The organism is Thalassospira sp. UBA1131, assembly GCF_002311515.1.
Taxonomy (GTDB): Bacteria; Pseudomonadota; Alphaproteobacteria; order Rhodospirillales; family Thalassospiraceae; genus Thalassospira.
Genome location: NZ_DCAO01000067.1, coordinates 40277 through 46297, shown reverse-complemented (window position 1 = coordinate 46297; position 6021 = coordinate 40277). Strand labels below are relative to the sequence as shown.

The following is a 6021-nucleotide window of genomic DNA, read 5'->3' as shown; positions in this document are numbered from 1 at the left end:
TCCATCCTGATTGGCAGCATCGGGGCGGCCATTGCCTATCAAAACGGCCCGCCCGCCATGATCGGCACGTTTGATTTTGCCTATGTCGGGTTTTCATTTGTCTGGGGTGTGGTCTTCTTTGCCGAAACCCCTGATGCCTTGTCGCTCGTCGGTATTGTCCTGATTGTCGGGGCGGGGATCATGGCCCTTCGGCAGTAAAATCAGACTTCCGGTTACTTCAGAACCCAGGAAAAGGCGCGTTTAAGCTCCGCCACCGCATTGGTGTCATAACACCGCCCATGCGCCAGAACGACATAGTCGGGCTTCCATCCAATCATGGTCAAGACCGCCTTGCGCACGCTGTCCTTATACCCTGCAAAGGTCAGCCGCATGTCACGTGGCGTGCTGCCATGCGGGTCCATGGTGCCAAACAACCTGACCATAAACCGCCAGATCGGGCTTTTGATTTTAGGTGCTTCGAAATTCTCGATCAGGTCGGTCAGGATCAGGGTTTTGGACTTGGTGTGGAAAAACACCGCCTCATTGAGGTAACTGCCCCGCACCAGCACCTGTTCGATCTCACCGGCCCACTCAGACTCCGGCGTATCGGCAAGCTCCGCATCAAAATCGACCGCAATCCCGACCGATTTGGCGCGTTTGATGACACCGGGTGCACAAAACGCTTTTGCATCCGGATAGGCCTTTTGCCAATCGGGTACACCGGCATAGTGGATGGTGTTGGGCGCAATCAGATAGGCAACTTCGCCCAGCGCATCGACCTCGGCCTTAAGCGTTTCGTTGAGCCGGATCGGTGAATGGACAAACAGTTTACCGCTTTGAAGGCGGATGATTGTCATGCGGGTCGGGAAGGGCAGCTTAAGCCCGGCATACTGAAACCCGATCACCGGACCATCACAGATCCAGACGTTCTCGGCAATCGGTTTGGCGTGATCAAGCGGGGCATAGGTTTCGACAGAGAACATGGGGCGGTCTCTCAAGTCCTGTATTTACCGGATCCGGTAGGTCGTAGAACCGGAAAATCGGAGGGATCCTGTTCTAATCTGGCGCGATAAGCTTTGCTGGCATTCTTTTTTACAAGCACGACACGTGTTTAGTATGGGCGACGCTGTTTTATGCCTTGCAACAAGAAGTGTTTATAGGGGTCCGCACCTGATTCCAGCACATCGGGATTCAAACGAGCATAACGATAAGCAGAGAATGGCAGTTTGATCACATTATTTCCGAGCGCAGTTCGGATAAGCGCAGTGGTAAGTGCTTCACGTTCTTCGCTGGTTGCAAAGTTTGAAAAATCTTTGCAAACGGGCCGTTCCTGATAATGACGATCCGAAAGATATTTTTCCGAGAATACAGCTTCCATGGCTGGATCTTCTGCAATCACTTTCTTTGCGATTTTGGTGCTCGACTCAATTGTTTCATCAAGGATGTATTTGCGCAGGTCAGGATCAAGGACGAATGGAGCCTTTCTTTTGGGAAGGTCTAGCATATTGTTCAGGCGAAACTCTATGACGCCATTGTGCTCCCCGCGTCCAAATTCTTTCTGATATTTGATCAGATGTTCAAGGAGTGCCGGGTGCGTCGTAACATTCAAATGGGGTGCGCTGATGCTATCCAATCCAAGTATCTCTTGAAGACGTTTGAACGGGTTTTGCTCCAGCTCAACAACGTGAAGTTTTGATACATTGGGCAAGTTTCCCCACCTTTCTGCCAGTTCGGCAAATTTGACCATGCCGATCCTGTTCTTGGTATCCTCTTTAAGCGTTTTGCCTGTCCATACGCCCCATTGCCACCAGGCACTATTAAGCAAATCAAACGGAGAACGTATGACAAAAATAACCTCAACTTCGATCTCGGCTTCCTTGAAAACATGAGAAAGATCAAATGATCGTATTTCTTCTGCCCATGCCTCAAAGCTTAAGACCGCCACCTCATTTTCAGCCAAACTATCTCTTATGTTCTTAAATGTTTGAACTGCGTTATTGTAAAAACCTTGAATCGCGCAGCTGCAAACAAATCCTGCAAGATTGCTTTGGTGTGCCAAAAGCAAATCCTCACCTGACAGGAAATCACCGCCGGGACGAATACAAAAATACCTGTATTGGGGGCCTGATGAGCTTGTTTTTTCAGAAGTGACAGAAAAGTTTTGTCCAAAATATGCTTGAATGCTTGAGCTCGCGCATTTTCCAGAACCAATATGAAGGATAAATTTTTTCATCTACAGAGTTCTCGTAAAACATAAACAACGTCAAACGTTACTTTTGAAAATATCCTAGTGATCTGGATGCTCGAATGAAACGACTTTATCCGGGTTTAAGAGGTTTTCCACGTCAAGCACTTTCTTTATTTTCTTAAGAAGACGCATTTTCACGGGGTCAGCACGTAACGCAAGCTCATCACGCTTCAGCTGCCCGATGCCGTGCTCCGCACTGATCGATCCACCGAGCTCGGCAACAATGTCGTGGATGACGCTGTTCAGGCTTTCCCACTGCGCAAGATAGGCTTGCTTGTCCATGGTCGCGGGCTGGGTGAAGTTGAAATGGATATTGCCGTCACCCACATGGCCAAACGGGCAGGGGCGAATGCCGGGTATCAGTGCATCCGCACTCGACATGCCGCGTTTTAAAAGCTCGGCAACCTTTGAAACCGGCACCGATACATCATGCTTAATCGATCCGCCTTCATAGCCTTGTGCCTCGGGGATGCCTTCGCGGATCGCCCACAGGTTTTTGCGCTGTGCCTCGGATTGGGCAAGGGTCGCATCCGTCGCAAGCCCGATCTCCACCGCCTGCGCCAACAGATCGACCAGAAGTGTTTCCAGATCATCCTTCGGGCGCGACGATGTCAGCTCGATCAAGACATGCCAGTTCGTCTTGGTCGCAAGCGGGCGCGTCAGGCCCTTAAGATAGGTCACCGACAGATCATGGGCAAAACTGCTGATCAGCTCGAAGGCGGCAATCGCATCGCCGGTATGGCGGCGCGCGAGGGCTAGAAGATCAATCGCACATTCCGGCGACGGCACGGCAATCCAGGCGGTGGCGATGTGTTTTGGCTGGGCAAAAAGCTTCAGCGTCGCCTTGGTGATAATGCCAAGCGTGCCTTCCGCGCCGATAAACAGATCGCGCAGGTCATAACCGGTATTGTCCTTGCGAAGCTTCGATAGCCCGTTCCACACCGTGCCATCGGGCAACACGACCTCAAGCCCAAGGCACAAATCACGCGCATTGCCATAGCGAATAACGTTCAATCCCCCGGCATTGGTCGCAAGGTTGCCACCGATCTGGCATGTGCCCTCGGCACCCAGCGAAAGCGGGAAAAGCAAATCGTGCTTCTCGGCGGCTTCCTGAATGGTTTGCAGGATCGCACCGGCTTCAACGGTGGCGGTAAAATCACGCTCGTCAATCTCGATCACGCGGTTCATGCGCTTAAGGTTGATCAGGACCTGTTTACTATCGGCAACCGCACCGCCGCACCGCCCGGTATTGCCACCCTGTGGCACAATCGCGATGTCATGTGCGGCACAAATGGCAACCGCCTTGGCGACTTCCTCGGTACTGGCCGGAAACAGGATGATCTCGGCATGGCCTTCAAACTTGCCGCGTGCCTCTGCATTGTGGGCGGCCAGAACGTCGCTTTCCATGCTGAAACCTTTGGGGCCCAGCAGGTCCTTTAATTGGTCAATCGCGGCGTCTGGCAGGAACGACATGGCGCTGTTCCTTTACTTGGCATCATGCGGCGCGCGCGGGGCGCTCGCGCGTTTAAGGCGGTCATTGATCGCTATGCCCAATCCAAGATCCGGGATCGGTGCAATCGCAATCCCGGCAAAGTGGCTCTGATCGGCTTCATGCAGCTTGGCAAAAAGGTTGGCGGCGGCCTCGATATCATCGCCTGATTTGGATAACCAAAGCACCGCATCAAACCCCTTGGTATTGCAATCGCCAAAGCCGAGCAGGACCTCATGGCCATATTTCGCCGGATCGGCATTGGTGGCGTCAAGCCGCACGGGCAGGCCCGGCGCATAATGGCTGGTCATCATGCCGGGGCTTTTTGGCGCGGTGTCATCGCTTTCCGCCATGACAACATCCGTACCCAGCAATTCCGAAACCTGTTCGGCGGTCACCCCGCCGGGGCGCAGCATCACCACCCGATCCGTGGTCAGGTCAATCACCGTGCTTTCAAGCCCGACACCACACGGCCCGCCATCCAAAATCATGCCAATCGCATTACCCAGCGACTGCGCAACATGGGCGGCTGTGGTCGGGCTGATCTTGCCAGACCGGTTGGCAGACGGGGCCGCCACCGGGCGACCCACCGCGCGCAACAATTCCCGCGCCATCGGATGGGCCGGAACCCGCACGGCAATGCTGGGAAGACCGGCTGTCACCAGATCACAAACATCACTATCGGCTTGGCGCGGCAACACAAGTGTCAAGGCACCCGGCCAAAATGCCGTGGCCAGCTTGTCGGCCCGCGCATCAAACACCGCATGCTTGGCGGCGGCATCGCGGTCGGGAAAATGGCTGATCAATGGATTGAAGCTTGGCCGTTTCTTGGCGGCATAAATCCCGGCCACGGCGTCGGCATTGGTCGCATCCGCCCCAAGCCCATAAACCGTCTCGGTCGGAAAGGCCACCAGCTCACCGGCGCGCAGCTTCGCTGCCGCCTGACTAAGGGCACCTTCGGAATAGGGACGGATGGTCAAAGCCGGGGACATCAAGCATTCCATGAAAAATATAGCGCTATGAGATACCTAGCGATGATGACCCCGAATGACAAGCTGCAACATCGACAACCGCAAATTGCGCGAATGTGGATTGAAAGCTCTGCTGCTTCGAATTAACGTGGCCACCGACAGGAAGAACTGCGACAAAAACGCGGTTCGCACTTGGTGAGTGTCAAGGCCTGCAAATCCGATTTTCGACCTGTCGCCAGACACCCGTGTCAGGTCCCCGAACGGTGCCATGCATCGCAAGGAGGGCCTTTCATGCCAGCCAGACTGTTTTTAAAATCAACATCAATCCCGCCTGCAACGGCGATGTCGCTGGGTTTGGTCAATCTTGCATCCTTTGTGTCGCAAGTGATCCAGATCGGGGTGATCGATACCTTGTTGCCGCTGGCGCTGACCAATGCGGGGCTGGGCGAACAACATGGCGGCATGATGCTGTCGCTGTACTGGGTTGCCGATCTGGTTGGCGGATTTTTTGTCGCCGCCATCCTGCGCAAAACCCATCCGGTGATCCCGCTTTTGATCAGCAGCGCGTCATTCTGTCTTTTGATTGCGGTTTTGATGTATGCGCCGCAATCGGTTTGGGTTCTGCCGGCAACACTGTTTGCCGGTGTCGGCCTGATCCTGCGCTGGGTGATCTGTGACGGGCTGATTGTGCAACTGGCACCGCGTGACAAGGTCGGTCGTGTTGTCGGTTTTCACGAAACCCTGATGGGGCTGGGGATCGTTCTTGGCCCCATCCTGATCGGCTGGTTGGGTGATGATGCCTTTGCCATGTCAGGTCTGGCGGTGTTGGCAGGCGTGATTGCGCTTGTCTGTGCGTTTTTCCTGCCGACCATCGAAATGGCGTCCACAGGCAAGGGGGCCGGGGCCGCACTGCGGCGCTGGATCGATAACTGGGATCTGGTGGTCATCGCCCTGGTCGCAGGCTTCGTTGAAATCTGCTTTTTGTCGGTTTTACCCCTGCAGGCCCAACGCGATACCGGGCTTGCCGACGCCGGTTTGTGGATGGCGGCGGTATTTGTCTTCGGTGGAACCGTGTGTCAGCCGCTGGTGGGTTATATCTCTGACAAGGCCGGGCCAACCAAACTGGCCTCTCTGTGTTTCGGGCTGCTTTTGATCGGGGCTGTGCCAATGGCATTGGCCGGATATGGCGTGATCGCCGCGTCCATCCAGTTCATGTTGGGCGTTGCTGTCGCCGGGCTTTACACCGCGGCTGTCCTGATTGCCGCCAGCGGGCGCGGGCAGGGATATCAGGTCGGCGTGCTGGTGATTGTCTCGCAAAGCTATACGCTGGGCGC

Annotated in this window: 5 protein-coding genes and 1 pseudogene; 2 read left to right on the top strand and 4 right to left on the bottom strand. The window is 54.8% G+C overall.

Features of this window, described 5'->3' with window-relative positions; all coding sequences use genetic code 11:
- A pseudogene (locus tag B3Z49_RS10735) lies at positions 1-198 on the top strand (EamA/RhaT family transporter); the annotation flags it as partial.
- A gap of 14 nt (positions 199-212) precedes the next feature.
- Here B3Z49_RS10735 and B3Z49_RS10730 read toward each other — a convergent pair.
- The 4 genes from B3Z49_RS10730 to B3Z49_RS10715 form a co-directional block, all read right to left on the bottom strand.
- Positions 213-962: a DUF4336 domain-containing protein gene (locus B3Z49_RS10730; protein WP_296990711.1), complete on the bottom strand. Its 750-nt coding sequence runs from the start codon at positions 960-962 to the stop codon at positions 213-215.
- Between the two features lie 128 nt (positions 963-1090).
- A complete protein-coding gene (locus tag B3Z49_RS10725; RefSeq protein WP_296990709.1) occupies positions 1091-2212 on the bottom strand; it encodes a hypothetical protein in 1122 nt (373 codons plus the stop codon).
- A gap of 54 nt (positions 2213-2266) precedes the next feature.
- Positions 2267-3700 carry an FAD-binding oxidoreductase gene (locus tag B3Z49_RS10720; RefSeq protein WP_296990707.1) on the bottom strand — a complete coding sequence of 478 codons (1434 nt, stop codon included), beginning with the start codon at positions 3698-3700 and terminating at the stop codon, positions 2267-2269.
- A 12-nt stretch (positions 3701-3712) separates the two neighbouring features.
- Complete coding sequence (locus tag B3Z49_RS10715; protein WP_296990705.1) at positions 3713-4708, bottom strand: L-threonylcarbamoyladenylate synthase; 996 nt, start codon at positions 4706-4708, stop codon at positions 3713-3715.
- Between the two features lie 270 nt (positions 4709-4978).
- Here B3Z49_RS10715 and B3Z49_RS10710 point away from each other — a divergent pair.
- The coding region (locus B3Z49_RS10710) for an MFS transporter (RefSeq protein WP_296990704.1) at positions 4979-6021 on the top strand (1043 nt) is incomplete at its 3' end.